Consider the following 24400-nt stretch of genomic DNA (forward strand, 5'->3'; position numbering starts at 1 on the left):
ACACTCATGTGAACGCGTGTTCGGTGGTCCCGTGCATCGTGCGTCATCGAGCAGTCACTCCTGCATCACTCCCTGATCCCCCACATCTCAGGAAGGCAGGCAACGGCTCATGAAGGACTCACAGGAAACGGCCCAGGAGCCCACGGAAGGCACGATCAACTGGCAGACCCCCGAGTTCGTGGTCGTCGAGACCGCGCTGGAGGTCACCGCCTACGCCCTCACCGACCGGTAGACCCCGCCGCCATGCTGCTGCAGGTGCTCGGCACCGCGGCGGGCGGCGGACTGCCCCAGTGGAACTGCGCGTGTCCCGGCTGCGCCGGGGCGCGCGCCCACCCGCACCGGCGCCGCCGCCACGCCTCACTCGCCCCGCGCGCCGACGAGGACCGCTGGTATCTCGTCAACGCGCCCCCCGACAGCGGCGACCAGATCGAGGACAGCCCCGCACTGCGTCCGGGGCCCGGAGCGCGTGACACACCGGTGGCCGGAGTGATCCTCACCGACGCCGAACTCGACCACACCCTGGGCACCGCGCCGCTGCGCGAGGCGAGTGGATTCGACGTCCTGGCCACCCGTCCCGTCCACGGCGCCCTGACCGGGCTGATGAGACTTCACGCCATCCTCGCCCCGTACACCCGTGTCGAATGGCGGGAGCTGGGCGGCGAGCCCGAGCCGCTCACCAAGGGCGGCGCCGTCGAGATCGACGCCGTACCCGTCTCGCCCGAACGCCCGCGCTACGCCGCCACCGCGGACGCGGCGAACGGAGCCGGCGGAGCGGACGGGACCGACGACGACCCCGCCTGGGTGGTCGCGCTGCGGCTGCGCGAGACCGCCACCGGCCGCAGCCTCCTCTACGCCCACGCCCTGGCCCGCTGGACCGACACCTTCCAGGACGCCGTCGAGGCCGCCGACTGCGTGATCCTCGACGGCACCTTCTGGGACGACGACGAACCCGTACGGACCGGTACCTCGGACCGCACCGCCACCGGCATGGGACATCTGCCGATCGCGGGACCGGGCGGCACCGCCCGCCGGCTCTCCGGACTGCGCGCCCGCTGCCTCTACACGCATCTCAACAACACGAACCCCCTCTGCGACCCGGACGCCCCGCAGCACACGCTCCTGGGGGAGTGGGGCCCGGAGGTCGCCGCCGACCGAACGGTGATCGAGTGTGAGCACAGCGCAACCGCGACGCGCTCCTGCCCGATCGCGCCCCGATCCACCGGGCCAGGCAGTCCGTCCGGCGGTGGCGGGAGCGCCTGTCAGGGCGGCTGGAGCTGGTGTGGGTCGTGCCGGACTACGTGGACGGGACGGCCAAACCCTGTATGGGCGGCTGGGGCGCCCTCTCGCTGACGGTCGCGCCGGACGGCACCGTGTACCCCTGCCCGGCCGCCGCCGCCCTGCCGGAGCTGGACGCGCCCAATGTCAAGGACCACTCCCTGGCGTGGATCTGGCACGAGTCGAGGGCCTTCAACCTCTACCGGGGCGAGGAGTGGATGAGCGCCCCGTGCCGTAGCTGCGAGCTGCGCGCCAGGGACTTCGGCGGCTGCCGCTGCCAGGCCCACGCGCTCACCGGCGACGCCGCGCGGACGGACCCGGCCTGCCACCTGTCGCCGGACCACGCGCTCGTGCGTGACCTGGTGGACACCCCGACGGCCCCCGAGCCGCTGCCGGCCGGGGCGGCACCCACGACGCCCTCGTACGTCCACCGAAACCACCCCGACGACCACCGAGCCGCACGCGGTCACCCCTAGAACTCCCTTTCGCGCGGCCCCCCATGGCCGCACCGCACCGCAGACCGCACCGCTCAGCACCGCGCACAGCACCTCCCATCCCCACCCCCCACTTCATCCGGAGGAATCCATGCACGGCAGCAAGCCGACGAGGACCCTCGTCGGGGCGGCGGCCACCGTCGCCGCCGCGGCACTCGTCGCCGGACTCGTCCAGAGCGCCGGCGCGAACGAGGCCGGCGCCACCGCCGCGGCCGGCGAACCGACCGACATCACCACCATCTCCACCGGCTACTCGATCCCGTGGGGCATCCACTGGCTGCCGGACAACTCCTCGTCGCTGGTCACCGAGCGCAACTCCTTCAAGGTCTTCAAGGTGACCCCGGCCGGGCAGCGGACGGAGATCGGCACCGTCCCCGAGTCCCAGACCACCGGAGGCGAGGGCGGTCTGATGGGCGTCGCCGTCGACCCGGACTGGGAGAGCAATCACTTCGTGTACTTCATGCACACCGCGTCCGAGGGCAACCGGATCGCCCGTATGACCTACGACGGCACCCGACTCACCGGCTACACCGCCCTGTTGAAGGGCATCGCGAAGAACAGGTACCACAACGGCGGCCGGCTCGCCTTCGGCCCGGACGGTCATCTCTACGCCTCGACCGGCGACGCGCGGAACACCGCCCTCGCCCAGGACAAGAACTCCCTCAACGGCAAGATCCTGCGGATGACGACGGACGGCGAGCCGGCGCCCGGCAACCCGTTCGACAACCACGTCTACAGCCTCGGCCACCGCAATCCGCAGGGCATCGCCTTCGACCCGCAGGGCCGGCTCTGGGAAGCGGAACTCGGCGAGAGCGCGCGGGACGAACTCAACCTCGTCAAGGCGGGCAACAACTACGGCTGGCCCGTCTGCGAAGGCAACTGCTCCCAGGCGGGGATGACCAACCCGAAGGCCACCTGGACCACCGCCGAGGCCTCACCCAGCGGTATAGCCGTCGTCGACGGCGCCGTCTACATGGCGTCGCTGCGCGGCGAACGGCTCTGGCGGATCCCGATCGACACCGCCGACGAGAACGTCGGAACGCCGCAGGCGCACTACGTCGGCACACGTACGGGCGGCTGCGCGGCGTGACCAAGGTGCCGGGCGCCGACGTCCTGTGGCTCTCCACGACGAACGTGGACAGCAACGGCGGTGAACCGGCCGGGTCGGACAAGATCTTCCGGGTGACGATCGGCTGAACCGGCGCGCTCACGACCGACCACCGGCCTCGTACGACCGGCCCCGACCGGCTTCGCGCGACCGGCGCGCGGCCCCGACGGCCGCTGTCCGGCGCGGAACTCCCCTTCCGAGCCGGACAGTCGGCCCGCCCGCCCCTCCCCGCCCCCCGGCAACCCCCAGCTCCGCTCAGCCCACCAGCGGCTTCAGCAGCATCGGCAGCGCGTGGTGCAACTCCCGCTCCCAGTAGGCCGGGGAGTGCGTGCCCGCGTAGAAGTGCGTCGTCACCGGCGCCCCGGCCTCCCGCAGCCGGTCCGCCACGGCCCGTGACTCCCGCTCCATCAGCGTCTCGGACGGCGAGATCACGTCGTCGCCGAAGGGATCCGCGGGATCCTCCAGCCCCGGGATCTCCTCGTCGGGCTCGACGTCCGGAGGATCCAGCACGCCGGCCGTCCCGTCGCCGGCGGACAGCCGCACGGGCACGCCCCGCAGCCGCTCGGCCAGGTAATACGGGTCGTGCGCCGCCCAGTTGGCGCGCTGCTCGACCGGGTCGCCCCAGAGCGCCTTCCAGTCGAGCCCCAGATGATCCATGCCCGCCCTGACGGCGTGCGGGTGCATCAGCGGATGCACGTACCCGCTGAAGCTCGCCGCCGCTCGGAACATCCCCGGCCGCCGCGCGGAGTACGAGAGTGCGCCGAACCCGCCCTGCGACTCGCCCGCCACCGTGCGCCGCGTACCGGCGCCGTACTCCCGCTCCAGGAGCGGCCGCACCTCGTCCAGATGGAAGCGCTCGACACCGGGCTGCCCTCCGGCGCCCCCGTTCCACCAGTTCGTGCAGAAGCCGAACAGCGGCATCTCGGGCATCACCACCAGCACGTTCCGCAGCTCGGGCAGATCCTGCACCCCGTAGTCGCGGGTCCAGCTCAGATGGTCGCCGTCCCCGCCCAGGAGCAGGTAGAGCACCGGCCGGCGGTCGCCGGGCCGGCGGTCGTCCCAGCCCTCCGGCGTCGCGAGCCGCACCGCCGCCCGGCGGCCCGGCGCCGGTGAGTCGACGGTCAGATCGACCAGGCCGGAAGGGCCCGCCCGCTCGTTCACGACGCGCGCGCCCGGCAACCGGTCGGCCGACGACGCCGGTCCCGCGGGAGGCAGCAGGGCCGCGACCGCGGCGAGAACGACCACTGCCCGTGCACGTCGAATCCCTACTCCCATACGAGTCCTCCGTGTCCGGCCGGAGGCGTTCCTCCGGTGCCGCCGACGCTACGGAGCGGCCCCCAACCGGTCATCCGGCAGCGGGAGTCGGCGGTACTCCCGCGGGCGTACGCCAACCGCGCACCCCGCCGTTGCGCGCCCACGGGGCGCTCACGGCGTACGACCATGGCGCTCACGGCGTGCGATACCGCGCGCCCACGGCGTGAGTTGTCCCCCTGTGGGGGTCTTCGCCGGAACGCTGCGCACACGAACCGTCGCTGTGTGTACTGTGCGGTTCTGCCTTCCGGGTCCATCCGGCCCGTCAGATTCCCCGATCCTCCCGAGGTCCGTCCGATGATCGAGCAAACGGTTCTGGCCGCAGGCGGCCTGGCCGGGACCCTGCTGGCGCTCGCCCTCGGAGGCGGGCTGCTCCGCTCCCGCCGCGACCGTTCCGGACTCCGCGAGGAGATCGCCGGGCTGCAGGACCAGCTGGACGACGCGCTGTCGAGGGCCGATCGCGTGTCCGGCGAGCTCACCGCCGAGATCGCGCACCTCACCGACAGGCGCGTCCCCGCGGTGGCGACCCGCGCCGCGCACCCGCACGTCCAGGTGCCCGGTCCGCTCAGCCCCGGCTTCGCCCGCAGCGGACCGGGCGCCGGTCTGGACGGGGTGCTCTACGCGCTGTCGAGCGCCATGACACAGGAGCGCAAGCGGGTCGACGCGGCGGCGCGCGCCGGTATGCGCGGCACCACCCGCGAGATCCAGGCAGGTCTCTACCGACTCCAGGACGTACTGAGAGGGCTTCAGCAGCAGTACGACGAACCCGAACTGGCCCAGACCCTGTACGAACTCGACCACGAGAACGAGCAGTCGCTCCGGCGCGCACAGGTCGCCGCCGTGGTGTGCGGTGCCTGGGTGGGCCTGGCCCGCCAGGAGTCGCACCTGGTGGACGCGGTGACCGGCGGCCAGTCACGGATCGTCGGCTACCACCGCGTCCGCGTCAACAACCATCTGGAGCCCGGCACCGCGCTCGTCTCCCACGCCGTCGAACCGGTCGCGATCATCGTCGCCGAGCTCCTCGACAACGCCCTGCGGCACTCCTCGCGCGACACCGACGTCACGGTGAGCCTCGAACGCGCCCACCACGGCGTCGCCGTCACCATCGACGACGCGGGTGTCGGCATGTCCGCCGACGAACGCGCCTACGCGCAGCGGATGGTGGCGAGCAGCGAGCCCATCCTGCTGTCCGACCTCGGCGACCCGCCCCGCATGGGGCTCGCCGCGATCGGCCAGCTCACCCGGCAGTTCGACCTGTCCGTCGATCTGTCGACACCGTCGCCGTACGGGGGAGTGCGCGCGGTGCTCCTCGTCAACGGCCATCTGCTCAGCCATGTCGACCCGGTCGTCCGGCCCCCGGCCGCCGCCGCGCCGCGCTCGACCCGCCCCGCCGGGACTCAGCAGCCCGTCCCGGCGGAGACGATCGGCGGACTGCCCATCAGGGCGAGCGCGTCCTCACGGGCCGTCCGGGCGACCGCCGGGTCTGCGCGCCCCGTCGTCCCCGACATCCCGATGCCCTACCGGGACCCCGCCGTCCCGGCCGTCGACCCACGGGTCCCCGCCGCCCACGACCACGACGACGGACGGGGAACCGACACCGCACCCGCCGACGACGCCCTGCCCCAGCGCAGACGGCGCCGTCCCGACACCGGGGCGGCGGTCCCGGCCGCCCGCCCCGTCCCCGAGCAGGCGCAACCGCCCGCCCGCACCCCCGAAGACTCCGCCGCGGCGCTCGGCGCGCTCCAGTCCGGCACCGCAGCGGCACGATCCACAGCCGACCCCGAAGGGAACGACCCGCGATGAAAAGCCGCGACGCCGGCGAAACGGCGTGGGTGCTCGATCCGATCCTGGAGATCCCGCATGTGCGGGCAGCCGTCCTGCTGACCAGAGACGGCCTCGTCTCCGGTTACACGGACGCGCTGAGCCAGGCGACCGCCGAACGCACGGCGGCGATCACCAGCACCGTGCAGGGCGCTTGCCGTACGGCCGCCGCCGCCTTCGCCGATCACGACGACGCCGAGATCCGCCAGATCGTCATCGAGTCCGATCACGGCTACATCCTGGTGGCGCCCACCTCGCACGGCACCTGTGTCGCCGCGTACGGGGGCCCCGAGGTACGGCTCGACCTGCTCGCCCACCGGGTGCACTCGCAGGTGACCAGACTCGGCGAGAAAACGATGACCGCCGCACCCCGCGGGGGTCAGGGCGGCACTGCGGTATGACCGGCCGCAGAAGCGGCCGTCCACTGGTTCCCGCCTATCTGTCCACCGGCGGTGTGGCTCGGCCGAGCCACACCGATCTGGAGCGGCTCTCGCTGCTCACCGGCCAGGCGGGGCCCGCTCCCGACGGACTCCCTGCCGCCCGGCACGCGCTCTTCGAGGTGCTCGACGGCGGAACGCTCACCCTCGTGGAGGCCGCAGCCCTGCTGGAGCTGCCGGTCTCCGCCGTACGCGTGCTCGCCGCCGAACTGGCGGACCAGGGACTGGTGAGCCTCCGCGCGCCGGTACCCGCAGCCGCCCTGCCCGCACCGGACCTGTTGAAGAGAGTCGCCGATGGCCTCCGCGCCCTCAAGCTGTAGCACCGGTGGCACCGGTGGCACCGGTGGCACCGGCGCCGACGGGCTCCACCTGCCCGACACCACCCGTGAGCTGGTGAAGATCCTGGTGGCGGGCCCGTTCGGGGTCGGCAAGACCACGCTGATCGACTCGGTGTCCGAGATCCGCCCGCTGCACACCGAGGAACACCTCTCCGAGGCGTCCGTCGCCGTGGACGACCTCGCCGGGGTACGGGACAAGACCACCACGACCGTCGCCATCGACTTCGGGCGGATCAGCCTGGAAGCCGGGATCGTGCTCTATCTGTTCGGCACCCCCGGCCAGGAGCGTTTCCGCTCGCTGTGGGCGGACATCTCCCACGGCGCCCTCGGCGCGCTCGTACTGATCGACAGCCGCCGCATCGACGACTCCTTCGACGTGCTCGGTCTGGTCGAGGAGTCGGGGCTGCCGTACGCGGTCGCCCTCAACACCTTTCCCGACGCGCGCACCTACACGGAGGAGCAGTTGCGGCGCTCGCTGGACCTGGAACCCGGCACGTCCATGGTGGTCTGCGACGCCCGTGACACCAACTCGTCCATCGACGCGCTGCTCGCGCTGGTGCAGCAATTGACAGCGGGCCACGCCGCCAAGGCGGCGCCCGCCGGTCCCGCCGACGCCACCGGCCCCATCCCGGAGACGTGGTGATCCCGTGACGTCCTACCCCGCACCCGCGGCGGCCTTCTCCCTCTCGGCGCCGGTCAGGCTCTGGGACGAGGGCTTCGCCGCCGATCCGCACGGCCGCTACGAGGCGCTCAGGGCGCAGGGGCCCGTGGGCTGGGGCGAACTGGCCCCCGGCGAGCCCGCGTACATCGTCACCGACCGCCGGGCCGCGCTCGACATCCTGCACGACCCCGGCACCTGGTCGCACGACTCCAGGGAGTGGGAGGCCACCGCCGCACCCGACTCGCCGATCCTCGGCATGCTGAAGTGGCGCCCGAATCCCCTGTTCACCGACGGCGCCGCGCACATGCGCTACCGCACCGCACTGGTCGACGGCTTCGACCTCGTCGAGCCGCACGACCTGCGCGAGCGCGTGCACCGCGTCGTGGACCTGCTGGTGGGCCGGTTCGGTCCGGCGGGCAGCGCCGACCTCGTCGACGACTTCGCCCGCCCCCTGATGACGCTGATCTTCAACAACCTCTTCGGCCTGCCCGACAGCGAGAGCGCCCGCCTGAACAACTCGCTCGGGCGGCTGATGGAGGGCGGCGACGACGCCGCCGCCGGAGAGGTGGAGTACGGCGAGTACGTCACCGAACTCGTCACCGCCAAGACCCTCGAACGCGGTGACGACCTGACCAGCCGGCTGATCGACCACCCGGCGGACCTCACGTACGAGGAGGTCGTCTGCCAGGTCTTCCTCACCATGGGCGCGGGCCACGAGCCCACCGCGAACCTCGTCGCCAACGCCCTGTCCCGGATGCTCGGAAACCCCGCCTACTACTCCACCCTCACCAGCGGCTCCCGGCCCGTGATGGACGCGGTCCTCGAAGTCCTGCGCCACGAGACGCCGTTGGCGAACTACGGCATCCTCTACGCCCGCGAGCCGCTGAGCTTCCACGGCGTCTGGGTGCGCACGGGAGTGCCCGTCGTCGTCTCGTACGGAGCACTGGGCTATCTCTCCGAGCAGGACGGCGCCGACGAGCCGCACCACCCGCACGACGCCTCCCACCTGTCCTGGGGAGCGGGAGCCCACAAATGCCCCGTCAAGCAGCACGCCCTGCTCATCGCCACCGAAGCCATCGAGCGGATCACGCAGTGGCTACCCGACCTGGAACCCGTCACACCGCGCGACCAACTCACCTGGCGGCCGGGCCCGTTCGTCCGGTCCCTGAAGTCGCTGCCCGTCCGGTTCACACCTCGTACGCCGGACACCACAGTCGTCGCACCGTGATCCCCCGGTAGCGGGTACCCTCCCGCGTGGCGTCCGGCCGGCAGGAGACACCGGAGCCGGCGCACGGGAAGTGACGAAAAGTTCGGGGAGCGGTGTGATCGACGGGCTGAGCCACGGACTCGGCGGCGGAGCGCTCGCGCTCCTCGCCGTCGTGGTCGGTGTCGCCGCGTTCGTCCAGGGCACGAGCGGCCTCGGCTTCGCCCTCGTCGTCGCGCCGGTCGTCGGCATGGTCGCCCCGGACCTGCTGCCGGTGTTCCTGCTGGCCTCGATGATCCCGCTGAATCTGTACGTGGCGTGGCGGGAGCGCGCCGCCCTCGACCTACGGGGCGCCCGCTGGATCTCGGCCGCCCGGCTGGCGGCCACCCCCGCGGGACTGGCGCTGCTGTGGGCGGTCCCCGCACGCCATCTCGGTGTGGTCGTCGGGGCCGCGACGGTGCTGGCCGCCGTGGTGAGTCTGGCGGCGCCCGCGTTCACCCCGGGCCGGGCGGCGTACCTGGGCGCCGGTGCGGTCACCGCTCTCACCGAGACGGCGACGGGCGTCGGGGGCCCACCGCTGGCGCTCGTCTACCAGCACCGGCCCCCGGCCGAACTGCGCTCGACGGTCGCCGTCTGCTTCCTCGTCGGCGAAGTCGCCTCCCTGGGGCTGCTGTTCGCCACCGGACAGGGCCGGCCGGACCAGGTGTGGCCCGCCCTGCTGCTCCTGCCGGTCCTGGTGCTCGGCGTCCGGCTCAGCCGTCTCACGCACCACCGCGTCGACGCGGCGAAGCTGCGGATCACGGTCCTGGTGTTCGCGGCGGTGTCCGGAACGGTGCTGCTCGTCGGGGTCTGAGGCCCGTACCGGGCCCCTCCGCAGGGCTACTTGAGATACGCGAGACCCGGGTGGACGTCCACGTAGCCGTCCACCAGCCGCCGTGCCACCGTGACCGAGTCCACGAGCGGGTGCAGCGCGAACGCCTTGACCGCCGCCGTACGCGAACCGCTCTCCGCCGCCGCCAGCACCTCACGCTCCACGGCCTTGACCGCGCAGACCAGACCGGTCGCGTGGCACGGCAGCGGCGCCACGGACACGGGATGGGCGCCGTTGACGTCGACGAGGCAGGGGACCTCGATGACGGCGTCGGCGTCCAGCACCGAGAGCGTCGTGCGGTTGCGGACGTTGAGGATGAGCGTCGCGCGGCTGTCGTGCGCGATGGCCCGCATCAGGGCGAGGGCGACGTTCTCGTAGCCGCCCGACTCCAGGTCCTCGGCGGCGCGTTCGCCCGCGCCCGCCGCCTCGCGGTTGTGCGCCATGTACGTGGCCTCGCGTTCGGCGCGGGTACGGTCCCAGGTCGCCAGCGCCGGAGTGCCGGGGCGTGCCATCTCTCCGTAGAAGCGGGCCTGTTGGTCCCGCAGGAAGGCGCCGCGGGTCGCCTCGGCCTCGCGGTACGCGCGTACCGTCTCGCGGTTGAAGTAGTAGTAGTGCAGGTACTCGTTGGGGATCGAGCCGAGGGACCGGAGCCACTCCGCGCCGAACAGCCTGCCCTCCTCGATCGAGTCCAGCAGCCCGGGATCGGCGAGCAGTCGTGGGAGCTGGTCGCGGCCGTCCACGCGCAGAGCGCGCAGCCAGCCGAGATGGTTGAGACCCACGTAGTCGATGAACGCCTCGTCGGGGTCACCGCCCAGGACGCGCGCGACGCGGCGGCCGAGTCCCACGGGGGAGTCGCAGATACCGATGACCCGGTCGCCGAGATGGCGCGCCATCGCCTCGGTCACCAGCCCCGCGGGATTGGTGAAGTTGATGACCCAGGCGTCGGGTGCGAGCCGGGCGACCCGGCGCGCGATGTCGACGGCGACGGGCACGGTGCGCAGCCCGTACGCGATACCGCCGGCCCCGACGGTCTCCTGCCCGAGCACCCCTTCGGCGAGTGCCACGCGCTCGTCGGCCGCGCGGCCTTCGAGACCGCCGACCCGGATCGCGGAGAAGACGAAGTCGGTGCCCCGGACCGCCTCGTCCAGGTCGGTGGTGACGGTGACGCGCGGCGCGTCGGCCACCCCTGCCGCCTGGTCGGCGAGCACCCGGGCGATCGCGGCCAGCCGGGCGGTGTCGACGTCGTGCAGCACGATGTCGGTGACCCGCCCGGCCGCGTGATCGCGGAGCAGCGCGCCGTACACCAGGGGGAGCCGGAAGCCCCCGCCGCCGAGGACCGTGAGCCTCATCCGACAACCACCTTCAACTCGCGCCGCGGCTTTCTGGCCGCCACCGACAGGACGGTCCCGTTATACGTCACCGATGCCAAAGATGTTCTCGGCGTTGGTACCGCCGCCTGTGGGGTCGGGCTGCCGGGCGGGCTCCGGCGACACGGCGAGCGTGAACGAGTGACCCGCCGGGTCGGAGTACGTCCGCACGTCGCGCGGCCCGCTGTTGTTCTTCGCTTCGACCGGCCTGGCACCGAGCCCGACCGCCTCGCGCTCGGCCTCGTCCATGTCACCCCGGTTCACGAGGATGCGCAGATGGGCCTGCTGGGAGTCGTCGGGCCGGGGCCAGCTCGGGGGCGCGTAGCCGTGGTCGCGGTGGATCGCCAGATGGACGCCGTTGTTGCCGACGACCTCGACGTAGTCGGGGTCGCCCCACGGGCGGATCTCCGCGTCGAGGAGCGCGGCGTAGAACTCGGCCAGTTCCATCGGTTCGGTGCAGTCCAGGACAAGGACACTCGTCTTCTCAACCATGCCCTCGCGTGTACCCGCCGCCGTCGGCGGCACGCGGTGCACAGGCGTACGCGGCGGCACCGGGCCCTAAAGCGCTGGCGGCCCCGGACACCGTCCCGGCATGCTGGGGCCATGCTGATCAGGGAAGCCACCCCGCGGGACTGGGCCGCCATCTGGCCGTTCTTCCAGGGGATCGTCGCCGCGGGCGACACGTTCACGTATCCGACCGACCTCGAAGCGCACATCGCGCGGGACTGGTGGCTGCTGACCCCGCCGAACCGTACGGTCGTCGCCGTGGACGAGGCGGGTACGGTCATCGGCACCGCGAAGATGAACGCCAACCACATGGGCAACGCCGCGCACATCGCGAGCGCGAGCTACATGGTCGACCCGGCGCACACGGGCCGGGGCGTGGGCCGGGCGCTGTGCGAGTACAGCTTGGAGTGGGCGCGTACGGCCGGCTTCCGCGCGATGCAGTTCAACGCCGTCGTGGAGACCAACACGCACGCGGTGAAGCTGTACGAATCACTCGGCTTCACGGTGCTCGGCACGCTCCCGGAGGGCTTCCGCCATCCGGAGCGGGGCTACGTCGGACTGCACATCATGCACCGCGCGCTCTGACCTCCGGCCCCTGCCGGGGCCACCCGGCCCCGGCTGGGCGGGCAGGGTGTTCAGAGAATCCGGATGACGTGCTTGCCGCGTACGCCGCCGGCCTCCAACGCGCTGTGCGCGGCGGCGAGTTCGGCCAGCGGCCGGACGGTGTCCACCACGGGCCGGACGTCACCGGTCTCCGCCATCCGGGCCAGCTCGGCGAGCAGGCCGTGCCGGGGGTTGCCGCTGAAGAAGCGCACCCGGCCCGAGCCATGGACGGCCGACGCCAGGATGTAGGCGGTACTCGTGGCGATGTGCCCGGGATCGAAGGCTATGGCGACCATGCGGCCCCCGGGCGCCAACAGCTTCCGAAAGACGCGGTGTTGCGTGCCGACGGTGTCCAGGACGACGTCGAAGGAGCCGAGTTCGGAGGGGCGGGTGGTCCGGTGGTCCAGGACCTCGTCGGCGCCGAGGCCGTGCACGAAGTCCCGGTTGCGCGCGCCGGCGAGCGCGGTCACATGGGCCCCGTAGACCTTGCCGAGCTGAACGGCGACACTGCCGACGCCGCCGACGCCGCGCACCAGCAGGCGATCGCCGGGCCCCAGCCGGGCCTTGTCGCGCAGTGCGGTGATGCCGGTCGTCCCGCCGGCCAGGACGGAGACGGCCTCGACCGGTGTGAGGCCGGCGGGCGCGGCGGACAACTGCCGTGGGCGGACGGCCACGTACTCCGCCATGCTGCCCATCCGGCGCGGCAGGATGCCCCATACCGCCGTCCCCTTCCGCGGCTCCGTGACCGACGTCCCGACCTCGGCTGCCCGGAAGAACCGCGAACGCATCCTGCGGGCCGCCCGCGAGGCGTACGCCGGCGAGGGCCTCGACGTGCCGATGACGACGATCGCCCGCCGGGCGGGCGTCGGCCCCGCCACCCTCTACCGGCACTTCCCCAGCCGGGTGGAGCTGATCACCGCGGTCTTCGCCGGGCGGTTCGCCCAGTGCGTGGCGGCGTTCGAGGAGGCCTTCGAGGACCCCGACCCGTGGCACGGGCTCTGTTCCTTCCTCGACAAGGTGTGCGCCGAGCAGGCCGCCGACCGCGGCTTCGGTGCCGCCTTCCTCGGCCGGTTCCCCGGTGTGATCGACATCGAGAGCGAACGCGAGGGCGCCGAGGCGGGGTTGGCCCGACTCGTACGGCGCGCCAAGGACGCCGGGCAACTGCGCCAGGACTTCGACCCGAGCGACATCATCCTGCTGCTCCTGGCCAACGTGGGCCTCGCCGGGCAGCCCCCGCAGGTCTCCCCGGCGGCATCGCGGCGACTGGTCGCCTACCTGTTGCAGTCCTTCCGGGCCGGGCGGACCGACCCCCTGCCCCCACCGGCCCCTCTGACGCTGCGTCAGATCAAGCACGCGGGCATGCGCGGACCCGGCTGACCACGGGCGTGCGCGGACCCGGCTGACCGCGCCGGGCCGGCGGCACCACGTCGCGTACGCGAGGAGTCAGCGGCCGGTCGCGCCGTCGATCAGTTCACGGAGGACGTCCGCGTGGCCGGCGTGCCGGCCGGTCTCCTCGATCAGATGGGTGAGCGCCCAACGGACGCTGGGAGCAGGGCTGTTCGGCCGGGGGCGGGGCAGCGGCGCGCCGAGGTCGGTGCACCCGTCGAGTACGCCGTTCGCCCGCGCGACCGTCGCCCGGTACCGCGCGACGACATCGGCCACGCCGTCCTCGGGTGCGGCACGGAAGGTCCCCTGCCAGTCGGTGACCCGCTCCCCGAGGAACGTTGCCCGCTCGACGAACGTCAGGTGGTTGAGCAGGCCGAGCTTCGTGCCGGACGGCACTCCCGCGGTCCGGACCTCCGGTTCGGGAGCGCCCTCGACCTTCGAGCGGACCGACTCCCGGAGGTAGTCGAGGAAGCCGCGCAGCACCTCGGCCTCGCTGCCTGCCGTCCGTGGTGGCGGGGTGTCGCCGCGGCGTCCGCCGCCGGGGTCGCCGGTGCTCATGGTGCCTCCTCGCGGAAGCCGCCCCGCTTCAGGCGGCACGGCGGATGATCAGGACGTGGTCGGTGACCTCGGCGCTGTGCCCGTCCGGTCCGGTCGCGATCCGGCGGGGCGCGTCGGCCCGCTCGACCGTCCACGCCGCCCCGTCCAGGCCGATGTCATCGGCGACCTCCCGCGCCGTCGGATACCGGACACCGGGGTCCTGGTCCCACGACCACGGAGCGGTCGATCCGTGGTCGACGACCAGCAGCCGACCACCCGGGCGCAGCGCGTGCGCGGCGGCGCGCAGAACGGTCGCCCTGTCCAGGTCCAGTGGCGTGTGCAGATAGTGCGCGCTGACGAGGTCGAACGTGCCCCGCGGGAAGGACGCGCGCAGATCGTGCCGCTCGGCGTCGATCCGGCCGGCCAGGCCGTGCGCGAGAGCCAGGGCGGTCAGCCGCTCGACCGCCACGGCCGAGACGTCCACGGCGGTCACCCGCCACCCCCGGCGGGCGAGCCACAGCGCGTCGCCGCCCTGGCCGCATCCGAGATCGAGCACGTCGCCGGGCGGCAGATCCGTGACCGTCCCGGTGAGTCGTACGTTCGGCCGCGGATCGGTGGCCGCCGGCCGGGCCGCGTACACGCCGTCCCAGAACGTGACCGCGCTGGTGGTGCTCATCGGGGGCTCCTTCTGTCGCTGTCGGGGCACGCGGCTCAGTCTTGCCCGGCCCCGTACGAACTGGCACGGGATCTTGCGGTTCCGGCAAGATGGCCCGATGGACCGTGAATCGGACGACGTGCTCGCCCTCGTGGGGCCTCGGCTGCGCGCGCTGCGCCGCGAACGCGGTATCACCCTCGCCGACCTCGCGGCGGTGACCGGTGTGTCGGAGAGCACCCTGTCCCGGCTGGAGAGCGGTCTGCGCCGGGCGACCCTGGAGCTGCTGCTGCCGCTGGCCCGTACGTACAACGTTCCGTTGGACGACCTCGTGGGGGCCCCGCGCACGGGCGATCCCCGGATCCATCTGAAGCCGGTCAGGCGGTTCGGAATGATCTTCGTGCCGCTGTCCCGGCCCGGTGGTACGCAGGCGTTCAAGATGATCATCCCCGCCCGCCCGGAACCGCTGGAGCCGACCCCGCAGACCCACGAAGGCTTCGAATGGCTCTATGTGCTCAACGGGCGGCTGCGGCTGCTGCTGGGCGAGCGCGATGTGACGATGTCGCCGGGTGAGGCGGCCGAGTTCGACACGCACGTGCCGCACTGGCTCGGCAGCGCCGACGGCGGGGCGGTGGAGCTCCTCATCCTCTTCGGCCCCCAGGGAACACGCGCCCACCTGCGCACGGCGCCCGACGCTCCACCGAAAAACACCTAGGGCCTGTCCTGCGGGCGGCCCTGGAGGCGGGCGGCGCGGGCGCGTATCCGGGGGAGTTCCGCGTACAGGGCGCCGCCCGGACAGCGTGTGGAGTAGCCGTCGCGGTGTCCCGACACCGTCCGGAAGATCTGCCGGGTGCCCTTCTCGTAGCGGCTCGCGTCGTTCGTGGACACCAGGACCGCCGTGCCGCGCGGATCGACCCCGTACAGCCCGAGCTTCCACGCGATCAGCCGGGCGAGCGAGTCGACCATGGGCTCGGGCACCGGCGTGCCGTCGCTGAAGTCGCCTATCGCCGCGATGCCGACCGTGGCGATGTTGAAACCGACGGTGTGTGCGCCCACGACGGGGTTGGCGATGCCCCCGGCGCGTCCCTCGTAGATGATGCCGCCCCGGTCCACGAGGAAGTTGTAGCCGATGTCGTCCCACTGCCTGCTGTCGACGTGGTCGACGGCGAAGCTGCGGATGAGACCGGGGACCTCGGGGCGGGTGTAGTCGTTGGGGCCGCTGGTGTGGTGGATGAAGACGGCCTTGACCTCGTTCGCCGTACGCTCCGGCTTCCGCCGGGGCGGGGGACGCTCCTGCCAGAACGTACGGGGCTCGACGGCGGGCGCCGCGGCGGCCCACCGGAGCGGGCGCTCCGGGCGGGCCTGCGGACGCGGGCGGTCGACGGGCCCGCCGTCCTCGCCGGCCTCCCCGGCGGCGTCGGCCGCCAGGGTGAGGCCCGCACTCGCCGCGGCGGCCCATGCCATGCCGCGAAGCAGCACGCGCCGGTCGATGCTCATGGGGACGAGCGTATGGCGGGGTGCGGCAATCCGCCTCCCCTCGGCGCGGGCGGATCGGCTCTCGATCAAGGCGGTGGGACCGTGGGACACCGGACCCGGACCGAATGCGAACAGTCCGCCCGGACGGAGGTCCTACCCCGCCGGCGGACCGGCACCGGGCCGGTCCACGCGGCCCGGTCAGGACGTACGGCGCCGTACCGCGACGGCTGCACCGCCCGCCGCCAGCAGGGCCAAGGCGGCGCCCCCGGCGAGGAGCGTGTCCCCGCTCCCTGTCTCGGCCAGCTCGCCCAGCTGGGTGCCGGCGCCGCTCGTGGAGCCCGTAGCGCCGGTACCGTTCGTGGAGCCGGACGACCCCGCTCCGCCGTCCGTCCCGCCACTCGCCCCGCCACTCGCTCCGCCCGCGGCGGCCCCGCCGTCCGACGCGTTCACGGTGATCTCGGCCGTGTTGTTGGTGCGGTTCCTGTCGAACGGCAGCGTCCCCCAGTGGTGGTCGCCCTTGACGAACGCCACCGCGCCCGTGGCGTTCGCGACGACCTTGTCGATCCGCAGCCCGAAGACGTACGCGCGCTCGCTGTCCTCGTCGGCGTAGTTGTACGGCGTCGTGCAGCGGTAGGTGGCCGCCCCCGCCGGTTCGCAGAACTCCGGGACCTTGGTGACCGTCGTCCCCCTCGGGATCCCGACGTCGAAGACACCGATCGGCCCGTAGACGTCGTTCCTCGCCCAGGCCGGCCCCTTGTTGGCGAAGGTGACCTTCGCGTCCACCGTCCGGCCCCGCTCGCCCTTCACCTTCGAACCGGTCAGCGCGAAGTCCGCCGTGTTCTCGGCGGTGATGTCGGTGGCGAGTTCGCCGCCGTGGACCGTGCCCGGCGCCTCCGGCGCCGTCCGCGCGACCAGTCGCAGCACCGGGTCCGCGCCGCCGCCGTGCTGTGTCCCCTCGGGGAAAGTTCCCACCCCCGCGAGGATGTTGAGGTTGAGGCGCTCGTACAGGGCCCGGTCCAGGACATCGAGGCCGATGGGCTCGGCCGGTTCGTAGACGACCCCGGGCTCCAGCGTCTGCTCGATGTCGCACTCCGCGTCCACCTGCGCCGGGCCCTCGTCCTGGGCGGGCGCGTCCTCGTACACGCAGTTGGAGTACCTCTTGTCGTAGGCCAGCCCCTGCGAGCCCCTGAGGTAGAGCACCACCCGCGTGGCGGGCGCGTCCCCCTTGTTCTTCACCGCGAACGGCACGGCGACCGAGTCCCCCGGCCGCACCCCGTCGATCGGCCCGCTCTGCTCGAACACCAACTCCGGCCCGGAATCCGCCTGTTCGGCGGCGGCGGTACCGCCGGGGACCGCCGTCAGTGACCAGCCGACCGTGGCCGCGACGACCGCGCCGGCCGCGAGCCGCCGTGGTGTCCGTGCCTTTGACGTAGCTCTCATCTGCCCCTCCGAGGACGCGTGCACCGGCTGGCGAACCGGGTGTTGAACGCAAGACGCACGCGGACACCGGACGGTTGTACGACGAGGGGCCCGACATTGCTCAGTCGTGCGAGGGGCGTCCGTCGAGCTGGTGGTCGGCCAGGTTCAGCGCCTCGTCGATCACGCGCCGCAGATGCCCGTCGCGCAGGCTGTAGACGACCCGGCGGCCCTCCTTGCGGGTGACGACGAGACCGGCGAGCCGGAGCTTGGCGAGATGCTGGCTGACGGCGGGCCGTGCCGCGCCGCACACCTCGGTCAGCGTGGTCACGTCCGCCTCGCCGCGCGACAGCTCGTGCAGCAGGACCAGCCGCGTGCGGTCGGCGAGGACCGCGAAGACCTCGGCGGCGAGCGTGAACTGCTCCTCGCCCGGGATGGGCGGGTGCGCATCATGTGCAGGTGATAGTTGCATGCGTGCGTTCATATGCACATAATGGCGAACGGAGTACCCCGCTGTCCAGCCGCGCCCCGCACGGCCCCACTCTGCCCGAGCGTCGGAAGGTCATCCCCATGAACGACCCGCACGGACGCCCGCACGCACACCGGCACGACGGCCATGACGCACCCGGCCGCGGTCATGGCCACGGCCGCGAGGGGGGCGGACGCCGTCAAGGTGACGGACGCGGTCACGGTGACGGACGCGCCGGGCGCCTCGCCCGGCTGCGGCACAAGGCCGGTCATCTCCTCACGCCCCACTCCCACGAGACGGCCGACAAGATCGACACCGCCCTCGAATCGTCGGCGAAGGGCATGCGCGCGCTGTGGGTCTCGCTGGCCGTGCTCGGTGCGACGGCGCTCGCGCAGGTCGTGGTCGTCGTCCTGTCCGGCTCGGTGGCGCTGCTGGGCGACACCGTCCACAACGCCGCCGACGCGCTCACCGCGCTGCCGCTCGCCGTCGCGTTCGTCCTGGGGCGGCGGGCGGCCACCCGCCGGTTCACCTACGGGTACGGGCGGGCGGAGGACGTCGCCGGCATCGTCATCGTGCTGACCATCGCCGCCTCGGCGGTGTTCGCCGGGTGGACCGCCGTCGACCGGCTGCTCGACCCGCGGCCGATCCACTACCTGCCCGCCGTCGCCGCCGCGGCCGTCGTCGGCTTCCTCGGCAACGAGTGGGTCGCCCGCTACCGCATCCGCGTCGGCCGCGAGATCGGTTCGGCCGCCCTGGTCGCCGACGGACTGCACGCCCGTACCGACGGATTCACCTCGCTCGCCGTCCTGCTCGGCGCGGGCGGCGCCGCGATCGGCTGGCCGCTCGCCGACCCGATCGTCGGCCTCCTCATCACGGCCGCGATCGTGTTCGTCCTGCGTGACGCGGCCCGTGAGGTGTTCCGCCGGGTCATGGACGCCGTCGACCCGGTGCTCGTGGACACCGCCGAGGCGGCGCTGCTGGACGTCGAAGGGGTGCGTGCGGTGGGGGAGTTGCGGCTGCGCTGGATCGGGCACCGGCTGCGGGCCGAGGTCGCGGTCGTGGTGGACGGCGAGCTGACGGTACGTCAGGCGCACCAGGTCGCCGTCGAGGCCGAGCATGCCCTGCTGCACGCCGTACCGAGGCTGACGGCCGCGCTCGTCCATGCCGATCCCGCCGCCACCCCCTTCGGCGCCGACCCGCACGCGGCGCTGACCCACCACATCCACGGCCGGGCCCACGCCCACAGCCACGACCGCCGTCACGGCCGCGGCCGGGTTCCCGCCCACAACCACACCTGACCGGCGGGACGTCCGCGGGCGTCCGACGGTGGATCGGACCCCCTCCGGCTATCGAGATCTCTCCACTCCTGGGCCCTTGTTGGTTACATGACACGCTCACTAGCGTGTGCCGGGTTCCATCCCCCCACAGGAGGAGACCGGCATGACCGACCGAGCGAGATCTCCCTACCGACGGCGGGCCGCGGCGGCCCTGTCCCTGCTCGCCTGCGTGGGTGTGGCTGTCGCCACGCCATCCGCCGGGGCGGCCGACGGCCAAAAATCCACGCGCGTAGAGAACGCCCCCATCTCCTGGTCCGCGGATCCGACGCGCGTCACCCCGGACGACGTCAACGTGCGCTACGCGAAAGGCGCGTTGAGCGTACGGGACACCGCCTTCCGCCCGGCGTCGGCGGAGACCGGCCGCGGCTACGGCGCCCAAGTACTCGCCCCTGAAACGCTCGACGCCCCGGTCAACCGGGTCAGCGCCGAGCTCGTCGCCGACCTGTCCGGGGACGCCGACGTCGAGGTGGTCGTCGACGTGCGCGGCCGTTCGGCACAGGGCGCCTGGACGGAGTGGGTACCGGCGGGCGCCGCGGGGGGCGCGGCGGAGCAGGGCACGGCGGTCCTGCCCCGCGCGGTCACCACCGTGCAGGCCCGGATCACCCTCTGGGACACGGGGGGAGAGGCGCGCGTCCGGAGCCTGCGGCTGACCGCCGAGAAGGGCGCCGTCCCCCGTACCGAGGCGGGCGCGACCGCCTTCACCGCCCGGGTCTTCGCCACCCGTGAGGGACTCGTCGGCGGTACGACCGCCAACGGCCATGTCATCCAGCCCAACGACCACTTCGTCGCGCTGCCCTCGCGACGCGGTCTGTCGCCCAACGGCAGCGGCCAGTACTCCGTCCAGGTCTGCGGTCCCGCTCGCTGCGAGACCGCGCCGGTGTGGGACGTGGGGCCCTGGAACACCAAGGACGACTACTGGAACCCCTCCCCGACGCGCGAGATGTTCCAGGATCTGGCCCAGGGCATGCCCGAGGCCCAGGCCGCCTACGAGACCGGCTACAACGGGGGGAAGGACGGCTCCGGCCGTACCGTTCTCAACCCGGCCGGTATCGATCTCGCCGACGGCACCTTCTACAACGTCGGTCTGAACGACAACGGCTGGGTGACCGTCACCTACCTGTGGACCGGTGACCAGACGGGCAAGTCCTTCCCGACGTGGGGCACGGACGTGCGGATACGTCAGCAGGCGACCACCGCCTCCCCCGAGGTGGCGCGTCTGGCGGGCCCCACCACGGTCAACGTCACCTGCCAGGTCCACGGCCAGCAGATCACCGTGGACGGCATCACCAATGACGGCTGGTCCTACCTGCCGTCCTTCGGCGGCTACATCTCCAACATCTTCATCGACGTGGCGGAGTCCTGGCTGCCGGGCGTACCGAACTGCTGAACCGGTCGGGGCACCGGGACCGTGCGTGGTCCGTTCCCGGTGCCCCGGCACGCGGGCACGGTTCAGCCCGTCGCCGGCGCGGCGGCCGACGTCGCTCCGGGTGCCGCGCCGTCGTGCGTGGCGGGCGCCGCGAGCCGGCCGGTGCGGTGCAGTGCGGCGAGCGCCGCCGCACAGCTCACCCCGAGCGCGAACAGGGTGACGGGGTGGCCGTGGACCATGCCGGCGAGGGCGAGCCCCGGCCCAGGGTGCCGCTGGTCGATTCGATGATCCTGCCGCCGGGCGCCAACTCACCCCGAGTTCGGGCCCGTTCGACCATGTGGAGCGCGGGGACGGTCCTTGATGCCGCCGGGGTTGAACCCTTCCGGCTTGGCCCGGAAGCCGCGCCCCGCCGGCGCGAAGGCCTCGTGGACACGCAGGAGCGGGGTGTTGCCCGCCAGCCCGGACGGGCTGTTGACGGCGGCCGGGACGTCGTTCCGCGAGGTGGTGACGGCGCGGGGCGGGGCGATGGGGATGTTGTGGCGCACGGATTCGCTTTCGTCGAAGTACGGGAACGCGGAGGCCCGTCGCGGCGCACGCGAAATCAACGGGGCGCGTGAATGTGATCGCGGTCTGCCGGCATGTGGAAGGCGGCCGGACCGTCCGAACGACGGGGTGGGCGACGGAAAGCGGATCGATCACGCGTCCCGTGTTCGGAAAACGCGCGTTCGGAATCCGCTATGGACGTTCGGAAATCGCGCGTTCGAAAAGGGGAGGGGTTGATCCGGCAGGATGTTCTACACTCGCGGAATTCCCGGATCTCGCTGTTCCGCGCACGACATCGGGAACGTGCCGACCGTCGTCATTGACGCGGAGACGTGAATTCGCGTCAATTGCGTGACGCACACTGGTGTGCTGCCAGGAGCGGGCAGATCGGCGCGGCGCTGCGGCTGACCGGAAGCGCAACTCTCCGACCCGTGCTCCGCCTCGTCCCCGTCGTGGTGACAGGGAGCGGTGTCGTGATTACCGAACTCGGTCGACGCCGCCGCGGTACCGCGACGACCGGGGGCGCGTGGGTGTCGGCGTTGTGGTCGTTGACGCCGCGCGTATGGAGCGGCGCCAGAAGAAGAACGGCCGGCCGCAATGCCCGCGACGGGCCCGCCAATTCGTGGGCCCGTCGCGGGTATGAAATCCGGAAGGCCGAGAACATACCGTGATCGCGGCGTCACTTCGTGTGTGGTGCGCGAGTGACGCCATTGCGGACTTCGATCGTGAAAACGGCCGGACAATTCAGTCGGCGGCTCCGTCAGCCGACGACGGCCAGCCCCCGGTCGGTGGCGTTGAGCCGCCGGCCACCCGTTTCGGTGACCGTCACGATGTCCTCGATCCGCACACCGAAGCGTCCCGGCAGATAGACGCCCGGTTCCACGGAGAAGCACATGCCCGGGACGAGCGGCAACTCCTCGCCCTCGACCATGTAGGGCGGTTCGTGGGTGGTGACGCCGATTCCGTGGCCGGTGCGGTGGATGAAGTACCCACCGTACCCGCCCTCGTCGATCACCGCGCGGGCCACCCGGTCCACCTCCTGGCAGGCGATGCCGGGCCGCACCGCGTCGCAGGCGGCCTCCTGCGCCGCGCGGACCAGGTCGTGGACGCGCCGCTCCTCCTCGGTGGGCTCGCCGACGTGCACGGTGCGGGAGGTGTCGGAGCCGTAGCCCTGGCACAGCCCGCCGAAGTCGAGCACGACCATGTCCCCCTCGGCGATGACCCGTTCACCGGCCTCGTGGTGGGGATTGGCGCCGTTGGGGCCGGAGCCGACGACGGTGAAGTCGACCTGGGAGTGGCCGAAGCCGCGCAGCAGATCGGCGAGGTCCGCGGCGACGTCGGTCTCCCTGCGGCCCGCGAAGGGCACCTTCCTGATCTCCTCGTAGGTGGCGTCGGCCGCGGCGCCCGCCAGCGCGAGCCGCTCCACCTCGCGGGCGTCCTTGACGGCGCGCAGCATCGGCAGCGCGTTCGTCAACGGGGTGTAGGAGGTGCCGGGCAGGGTCTCCTGGAGGCCGATGAGGTGCAGGGCCCAGGTGTTGTCGCTGATGCCGTAGCGGCCGTCGGCGACGAGCGAGGGCGCGGTCACGCCGTACGGGTCGACGCCGTCGGTCCAGTCGCGCAGGGTCAGCGCGGGCGCGCCGACCGCCTTCTCCGCGTCGGGCGCCTCCAGTTTGGGCACGACGAGGACGGGACCGGCGTCGGGGGTGAGCACCAGCAGGGTCAGCCGCTCGGTGTCGGCGGGCGGCTGGTAGCCGGTGAGCCAGACCATGTCGGGACCGGGCGCCACCAGCACGCCGGCCAGCCCGGCGGCGGTGGCGTCCCGCACGGCGCGGTCCATGCGCGCGCGGTAGTCGTCTGCGGTGAAGGGGGCCGGGGCCGCGGGGGCCCCGGCGGTCGGGTGCGCGGAAGTCGCGTCGCTGCCAGTCATGCGTCCATCCTGCCGCCGTCGCGGGCCGTTTCGGCACCCGGCGGCGGCAGGGCTCCGGCGACGCGGCAGGACGGCCCGTGGGAGGGCAGGACCCCCTTACGGCTTCGGCTGGGTGAAGCGGATGTTGTTGCCGAAGGGGTCGCGCAGTCCGCAGTCGATGCCGTACGGGCGCTCGGTGGGCTCGTCCGTGAACTCGACGCCACGGGCCCGCAGCGTCTCGTAGGTCCCCCGGCAGTCATCCGTGCTGAAGATGAGCGTGCCGCCCGTCGCGCCCTTGGTCAGCAGTTCGCGGACCTCCCGCGCCGTCTCCTCGGACAGCGCCGGAGGGCCGGGCTTCTCCAGCAGGATCTGCCGGTCCGGGTGGCCGGGGACGTTGACGGTCAGCCAGCGCATGAAGCCCAGGTCGGCGTCGGTGTTGACCTCCAGGCCGAGTGTGCCGACGTAGAAGTCGAGCGCCGCGTCCTGGTCCAGGACGTAAATCTGTGAGTGTGTGATCGCGGTGAACATGCGTTTCACGTTACGGGGCACGCCGGGCGAAAACTTGTCCAGAACTGCTCGGTCGGCGTGTGGCCACCGCACCGGGGAGCGGGGACGGGGGCGGGGAGGGGCCGGCGGTCAGGTGCTCGGTCGCGTCCACGCCTTGGTGAAGCACGTCGGTACGGCGCCGGCCGCGCGCGGCGTCTCCTTGCGGTACGTCCTCGGCGGCCGGCCCACGATCTCGTGGAACGTGCGGCTGAAGGTCGCCGGACTGCCGAAGCCGACCTCGTAACAGATGTCCGTCACGCTGCGGTCGGTCTCCCGCAGCAGGAACATCGCCCGCTCGACCCGGCGCCGCTGCAGATACCGGTGCGGCGTCTCGCCGAACGTGGCCCGGAAGGTCCGGGTGAAGTGCGCCTGCGACACGTGCGCGATCCTGGCCAGGGCCGGGACGTCGAGCGGCCGCGCGTAGTCACGGTCCATCGCGTCCCGCACCCGGAGCATGCGGCGGTTGCTCTCTTCCACGTCACGGCCCACGCACCCATCAGACCACGGGACGCCCACCGGCCCCGGAGCGGTGTGCCGGCGTCTTTGGGGGCGGACGCCCGGCTGGCCGCCGCGACGGGGCGGTCCTAGCGTGGAGAGCCGGGGTCGAACGCGGTGCGACAGTGAGAAGGAGTACGGAGGCGGACTGACATCGCATGACTGACATCGCCGCGGCCGACTGGTGGGGCCTGCTGCCGGCCGGAGTCCGCGAACAGGTTGACGGGTACGTCCTCCAGGACGACCGCATGCGGGCGGTACGCGCCGTCTTCGA

The 24400-nt window shown here is 72.6% G+C and carries 25 protein-coding genes and 4 pseudogenes; 15 read left to right on the plus strand and 14 right to left on the minus strand.

Going from position 1 to position 24400, the window contains the following annotated elements; genetic code table 11:
- Window positions 1-109 precede the first annotated feature (109 nt).
- From pqqA to SSPS47_RS28175, 4 genes and pseudogenes are all read left to right on the plus strand, one after another.
- The gene (gene pqqA, locus SSPS47_RS28160) at window positions 110-232 is read left to right on the plus strand and encodes a pyrroloquinoline quinone precursor peptide PqqA (protein WP_147875064.1); all 123 of its coding nucleotides are present in this window, start codon (window positions 110-112) and stop codon (window positions 230-232) included.
- Between the two features lie 11 nt (window positions 233-243).
- Window positions 244-1047: pseudogene (locus SSPS47_RS28165) on the plus strand (MBL fold metallo-hydrolase); the annotation flags it as partial.
- A gap of 125 nt (window positions 1048-1172) precedes the next feature.
- Window positions 1173-1751, plus strand: a pseudogene (locus tag SSPS47_RS28170) (SPASM domain-containing protein); the annotation flags it as partial.
- Between the two features lie 109 nt (window positions 1752-1860).
- A complete protein-coding gene (locus SSPS47_RS28175) occupies window positions 1861-2859 on the plus strand; it encodes a PQQ-dependent sugar dehydrogenase (protein ID WP_239065088.1) in 999 nt (332 codons plus the stop codon).
- A 273-nt stretch (window positions 2860-3132) separates the two neighbouring features.
- Here the strand turns inward: SSPS47_RS28175 and SSPS47_RS28180 are convergent, their stop codons facing one another.
- A complete protein-coding gene (locus SSPS47_RS28180; RefSeq protein ID WP_239065089.1) occupies window positions 3133-4122 on the minus strand; it encodes an alpha/beta hydrolase-fold protein in 990 nt (329 codons plus the stop codon).
- A gap of 363 nt (window positions 4123-4485) precedes the next feature.
- On the opposite strand from SSPS47_RS28180, the gene SSPS47_RS28185 reads away from it, so the two are divergent.
- The 6 genes from SSPS47_RS28185 (at window position 4486) to SSPS47_RS28210 (ending at window position 9502) form a co-directional block, all read left to right on the plus strand.
- Window positions 4486-5991, plus strand: a complete 1506-nt coding sequence (locus tag SSPS47_RS28185) for an ATP-binding protein (protein WP_164253401.1) — start codon at window positions 4486-4488, stop codon at window positions 5989-5991.
- Window positions 5988-6410, plus strand: coding sequence for a roadblock/LC7 domain-containing protein (locus SSPS47_RS28190; protein WP_164253402.1), 423 nt, complete (start codon window positions 5988-5990; stop codon window positions 6408-6410). Before SSPS47_RS28185 ends, SSPS47_RS28190 begins: the two co-directional genes overlap by 4 nt.
- Window positions 6407-6766: a DUF742 domain-containing protein gene (locus tag SSPS47_RS28195; RefSeq protein WP_147875060.1), complete on the plus strand. Its 360-nt coding sequence runs from the start codon at window positions 6407-6409 to the stop codon at window positions 6764-6766. Before SSPS47_RS28190 ends, SSPS47_RS28195 begins: the two co-directional genes overlap by 4 nt.
- Window positions 6741-7427 (plus strand): ATP/GTP-binding protein, encoded by a 687-nt coding sequence (locus tag SSPS47_RS28200; RefSeq protein ID WP_164253403.1) that lies wholly within the window; start codon window positions 6741-6743, stop codon window positions 7425-7427. Before SSPS47_RS28195 ends, SSPS47_RS28200 begins: the two co-directional genes overlap by 26 nt.
- A 4-nt stretch (window positions 7428-7431) precedes the next feature.
- Window positions 7432-8673, plus strand: coding sequence for a cytochrome P450 (locus tag SSPS47_RS28205; protein WP_164253404.1), 1242 nt, complete (start codon window positions 7432-7434; stop codon window positions 8671-8673).
- Between the two features lie 94 nt (window positions 8674-8767).
- Window positions 8768-9502: a sulfite exporter TauE/SafE family protein gene (locus SSPS47_RS28210; protein ID WP_239065090.1), complete on the plus strand. Its 735-nt coding sequence runs from the start codon at window positions 8768-8770 to the stop codon at window positions 9500-9502.
- A gap of 26 nt (window positions 9503-9528) precedes the next feature.
- On the opposite strand, the gene SSPS47_RS28215 is transcribed toward SSPS47_RS28210, so the two are convergent.
- The gene (locus SSPS47_RS28215) at window positions 9529-10869 is read right to left on the minus strand and encodes a 6-phospho-beta-glucosidase (RefSeq protein ID WP_164253405.1); all 1341 of its coding nucleotides are present in this window, start codon (window positions 10867-10869) and stop codon (window positions 9529-9531) included.
- 60 nt (window positions 10870-10929) lie between these two features.
- Window positions 10930-11379, minus strand: coding sequence for a VOC family protein (locus SSPS47_RS28220; protein WP_164253406.1), 450 nt, complete (start codon window positions 11377-11379; stop codon window positions 10930-10932).
- 111 nt (window positions 11380-11490) lie between these two features.
- On the opposite strand from SSPS47_RS28220, the gene SSPS47_RS28225 reads away from it, so the two are divergent.
- A complete protein-coding gene (locus tag SSPS47_RS28225) occupies window positions 11491-11979 on the plus strand; it encodes a GNAT family N-acetyltransferase (protein ID WP_164253407.1) in 489 nt (162 codons plus the stop codon).
- Window positions 11980-12029: 50 nt separating this feature from the next.
- Here the strand turns inward: SSPS47_RS28225 and SSPS47_RS28230 are convergent.
- Window positions 12030-12761, minus strand: a pseudogene (locus tag SSPS47_RS28230) (NAD(P)-dependent alcohol dehydrogenase); the annotation flags it as partial.
- Here SSPS47_RS28230 and SSPS47_RS28235 point away from each other — a divergent pair.
- Window positions 12706-13374: a TetR/AcrR family transcriptional regulator gene (locus SSPS47_RS28235; protein ID WP_164253409.1), complete on the plus strand. Its 669-nt coding sequence runs from the start codon at window positions 12706-12708 to the stop codon at window positions 13372-13374. The pseudogene SSPS47_RS28230 and the gene SSPS47_RS28235 sit on opposite strands and share 56 nt — an antisense overlap.
- Before the next feature lie 66 nt (window positions 13375-13440).
- Here SSPS47_RS28235 and SSPS47_RS28240 read toward each other — a convergent pair whose 3' ends face one another.
- Complete coding sequence (locus SSPS47_RS28240) at window positions 13441-13941, minus strand: DinB family protein (RefSeq protein ID WP_164253410.1); 501 nt, start codon at window positions 13939-13941, stop codon at window positions 13441-13443.
- A 28-nt stretch (window positions 13942-13969) separates the two neighbouring features.
- Complete coding sequence (locus tag SSPS47_RS28245) at window positions 13970-14596, minus strand: class I SAM-dependent methyltransferase (protein WP_164253411.1); 627 nt, start codon at window positions 14594-14596, stop codon at window positions 13970-13972.
- Window positions 14597-14693: 97 nt separating this feature from the next.
- On the opposite strand from SSPS47_RS28245, the gene SSPS47_RS28250 reads away from it, so the two are divergent.
- Window positions 14694-15287 (plus strand): helix-turn-helix domain-containing protein, encoded by a 594-nt coding sequence (locus SSPS47_RS28250; protein WP_164253412.1) that lies wholly within the window; start codon window positions 14694-14696, stop codon window positions 15285-15287.
- Here SSPS47_RS28250 and SSPS47_RS28255 read toward each other — a convergent pair.
- The 3 genes from SSPS47_RS28255 to SSPS47_RS28265 all read right to left on the minus strand — a co-directional run bounded on the left by SSPS47_RS28255 (window position 15284) and on the right by SSPS47_RS28265 (window position 17948).
- Window positions 15284-16069 carry a peptidoglycan recognition protein gene (locus SSPS47_RS28255; RefSeq protein WP_239065091.1) on the minus strand — a complete coding sequence of 262 codons (786 nt, stop codon included), beginning with the start codon at window positions 16067-16069 and terminating at the stop codon, window positions 15284-15286. The genes SSPS47_RS28250 and SSPS47_RS28255 overlap by 4 nt on opposite strands.
- A gap of 177 nt (window positions 16070-16246) precedes the next feature.
- The gene (locus SSPS47_RS28260) at window positions 16247-17488 is read right to left on the minus strand and encodes a peptidase (RefSeq protein ID WP_164253413.1); all 1242 of its coding nucleotides are present in this window, start codon (window positions 17486-17488) and stop codon (window positions 16247-16249) included.
- Window positions 17489-17588: 100 nt separating this feature from the next.
- Window positions 17589-17948: a metalloregulator ArsR/SmtB family transcription factor gene (locus SSPS47_RS28265; RefSeq protein WP_078074410.1), complete on the minus strand. Its 360-nt coding sequence runs from the start codon at window positions 17946-17948 to the stop codon at window positions 17589-17591.
- An 86-nt stretch (window positions 17949-18034) separates the two neighbouring features.
- Here SSPS47_RS28265 and SSPS47_RS28270 point away from each other — a divergent pair, with 86 nt between their 5' ends.
- On the plus strand, window positions 18035-19231 hold the full coding sequence (locus SSPS47_RS28270) for a cation diffusion facilitator family transporter (RefSeq protein ID WP_164253414.1): 1197 nt from the start codon (window positions 18035-18037) through the stop codon (window positions 19229-19231).
- 142 nt (window positions 19232-19373) lie between these two features.
- Window positions 19374-20657 (plus strand): hypothetical protein, encoded by a 1284-nt coding sequence (locus SSPS47_RS28275; RefSeq protein WP_164253415.1) that lies wholly within the window; start codon window positions 19374-19376, stop codon window positions 20655-20657.
- Between the two features lie 62 nt (window positions 20658-20719).
- Here SSPS47_RS28275 and SSPS47_RS34940 read toward each other — a convergent pair whose 3' ends face one another.
- The 5 genes and pseudogenes from SSPS47_RS34940 to SSPS47_RS28295 all read right to left on the minus strand — a co-directional run bounded on the left by SSPS47_RS34940 (window position 20720) and on the right by SSPS47_RS28295 (window position 24120).
- Window positions 20720-20875 carry a hypothetical protein gene (locus SSPS47_RS34940; protein ID WP_203558144.1) on the minus strand — a complete coding sequence of 52 codons (156 nt, stop codon included), beginning with the start codon at window positions 20873-20875 and terminating at the stop codon, window positions 20720-20722.
- A pseudogene (locus tag SSPS47_RS28280) lies at window positions 20849-21094 on the minus strand (pyridoxal-phosphate dependent enzyme); the annotation flags it as partial. The gene SSPS47_RS34940 and the pseudogene SSPS47_RS28280, both read right to left, overlap by 27 nt.
- 845 nt (window positions 21095-21939) lie before the next feature.
- Window positions 21940-23106 (minus strand): aminopeptidase P family protein, encoded by a 1167-nt coding sequence (locus tag SSPS47_RS28285; RefSeq protein WP_164253416.1) that lies wholly within the window; start codon window positions 23104-23106, stop codon window positions 21940-21942.
- A gap of 96 nt (window positions 23107-23202) precedes the next feature.
- Window positions 23203-23613: a VOC family protein gene (locus SSPS47_RS28290; RefSeq protein WP_147875035.1), complete on the minus strand. Its 411-nt coding sequence runs from the start codon at window positions 23611-23613 to the stop codon at window positions 23203-23205.
- Window positions 23614-23721: 108 nt separating this feature from the next.
- Window positions 23722-24120: an AraC family transcriptional regulator gene (locus SSPS47_RS28295; protein WP_187280128.1), complete on the minus strand. Its 399-nt coding sequence runs from the start codon at window positions 24118-24120 to the stop codon at window positions 23722-23724.
- Between the last annotated feature and the right edge of the window lie 280 nt (window positions 24121-24400).

It is taken from the genome of Streptomyces sp. S4.7, from assembly GCF_010384365.1.
GTDB lineage: Bacteria > Actinomycetota > Actinomycetes > Streptomycetales > Streptomycetaceae > Streptomyces.

Coding starts and splice junctions, on each gene's coding strand:
- pqqA (WP_147875064.1), top strand. CDS start 110: ATGAAGGACTCACAGGAAACGGCCCAGGAGCCCACGGAAGGCACGATC.
- SSPS47_RS28175 (WP_239065088.1), top strand. CDS start 1,861: ATGCACGGCAGCAAGCCGACGAGGACCCTCGTCGGGGCGGCGGCCACC.
- SSPS47_RS28185 (WP_164253401.1), top strand. CDS start 4,486: ATGATCGAGCAAACGGTTCTGGCCGCAGGCGGCCTGGCCGGGACCCTG.
- SSPS47_RS28190 (WP_164253402.1), top strand. CDS start 5,988: ATGAAAAGCCGCGACGCCGGCGAAACGGCGTGGGTGCTCGATCCGATC.
- SSPS47_RS28195 (WP_147875060.1), top strand. CDS start 6,407: ATGACCGGCCGCAGAAGCGGCCGTCCACTGGTTCCCGCCTATCTGTCC.
- SSPS47_RS28200 (WP_164253403.1), top strand. CDS start 6,741: ATGGCCTCCGCGCCCTCAAGCTGTAGCACCGGTGGCACCGGTGGCACC.
- SSPS47_RS28215 (WP_164253405.1), bottom strand. CDS start 10,869: ATGAGGCTCACGGTCCTCGGCGGCGGGGGCTTCCGGCTCCCCCTGGTG.
- SSPS47_RS28220 (WP_164253406.1), bottom strand. CDS start 11,379: ATGGTTGAGAAGACGAGTGTCCTTGTCCTGGACTGCACCGAACCGATG.
- SSPS47_RS28225 (WP_164253407.1), top strand. CDS start 11,491: ATGCTGATCAGGGAAGCCACCCCGCGGGACTGGGCCGCCATCTGGCCG.
- SSPS47_RS28235 (WP_164253409.1), top strand. CDS start 12,706: ATGCCCCATACCGCCGTCCCCTTCCGCGGCTCCGTGACCGACGTCCCG.
- SSPS47_RS28240 (WP_164253410.1), bottom strand. CDS start 13,941: ATGAGCACCGGCGACCCCGGCGGCGGACGCCGCGGCGACACCCCGCCA.
- SSPS47_RS28245 (WP_164253411.1), bottom strand. CDS start 14,596: ATGAGCACCACCAGCGCGGTCACGTTCTGGGACGGCGTGTACGCGGCC.
- SSPS47_RS28250 (WP_164253412.1), top strand. CDS start 14,694: ATGGACCGTGAATCGGACGACGTGCTCGCCCTCGTGGGGCCTCGGCTG.
- SSPS47_RS28255 (WP_239065091.1), bottom strand. CDS start 16,069: ATGAGCATCGACCGGCGCGTGCTGCTTCGCGGCATGGCATGGGCCGCC.
- SSPS47_RS28260 (WP_164253413.1), bottom strand. CDS start 17,488: ATGAGAGCTACGTCAAAGGCACGGACACCACGGCGGCTCGCGGCCGGC.
- SSPS47_RS28265 (WP_078074410.1), bottom strand. CDS start 17,948: ATGAACGCACGCATGCAACTATCACCTGCACATGATGCGCACCCGCCC.
- SSPS47_RS28270 (WP_164253414.1), top strand. CDS start 18,035: ATGAACGACCCGCACGGACGCCCGCACGCACACCGGCACGACGGCCAT.
- SSPS47_RS28275 (WP_164253415.1), top strand. CDS start 19,374: ATGACCGACCGAGCGAGATCTCCCTACCGACGGCGGGCCGCGGCGGCC.
- SSPS47_RS34940 (WP_203558144.1), bottom strand. CDS start 20,875: ATGGTCCACGGCCACCCCGTCACCCTGTTCGCGCTCGGGGTGAGCTGT.
- SSPS47_RS28285 (WP_164253416.1), bottom strand. CDS start 23,106: ATGACTGGCAGCGACGCGACTTCCGCGCACCCGACCGCCGGGGCCCCC.
- SSPS47_RS28290 (WP_147875035.1), bottom strand. CDS start 23,613: ATGTTCACCGCGATCACACACTCACAGATTTACGTCCTGGACCAGGAC.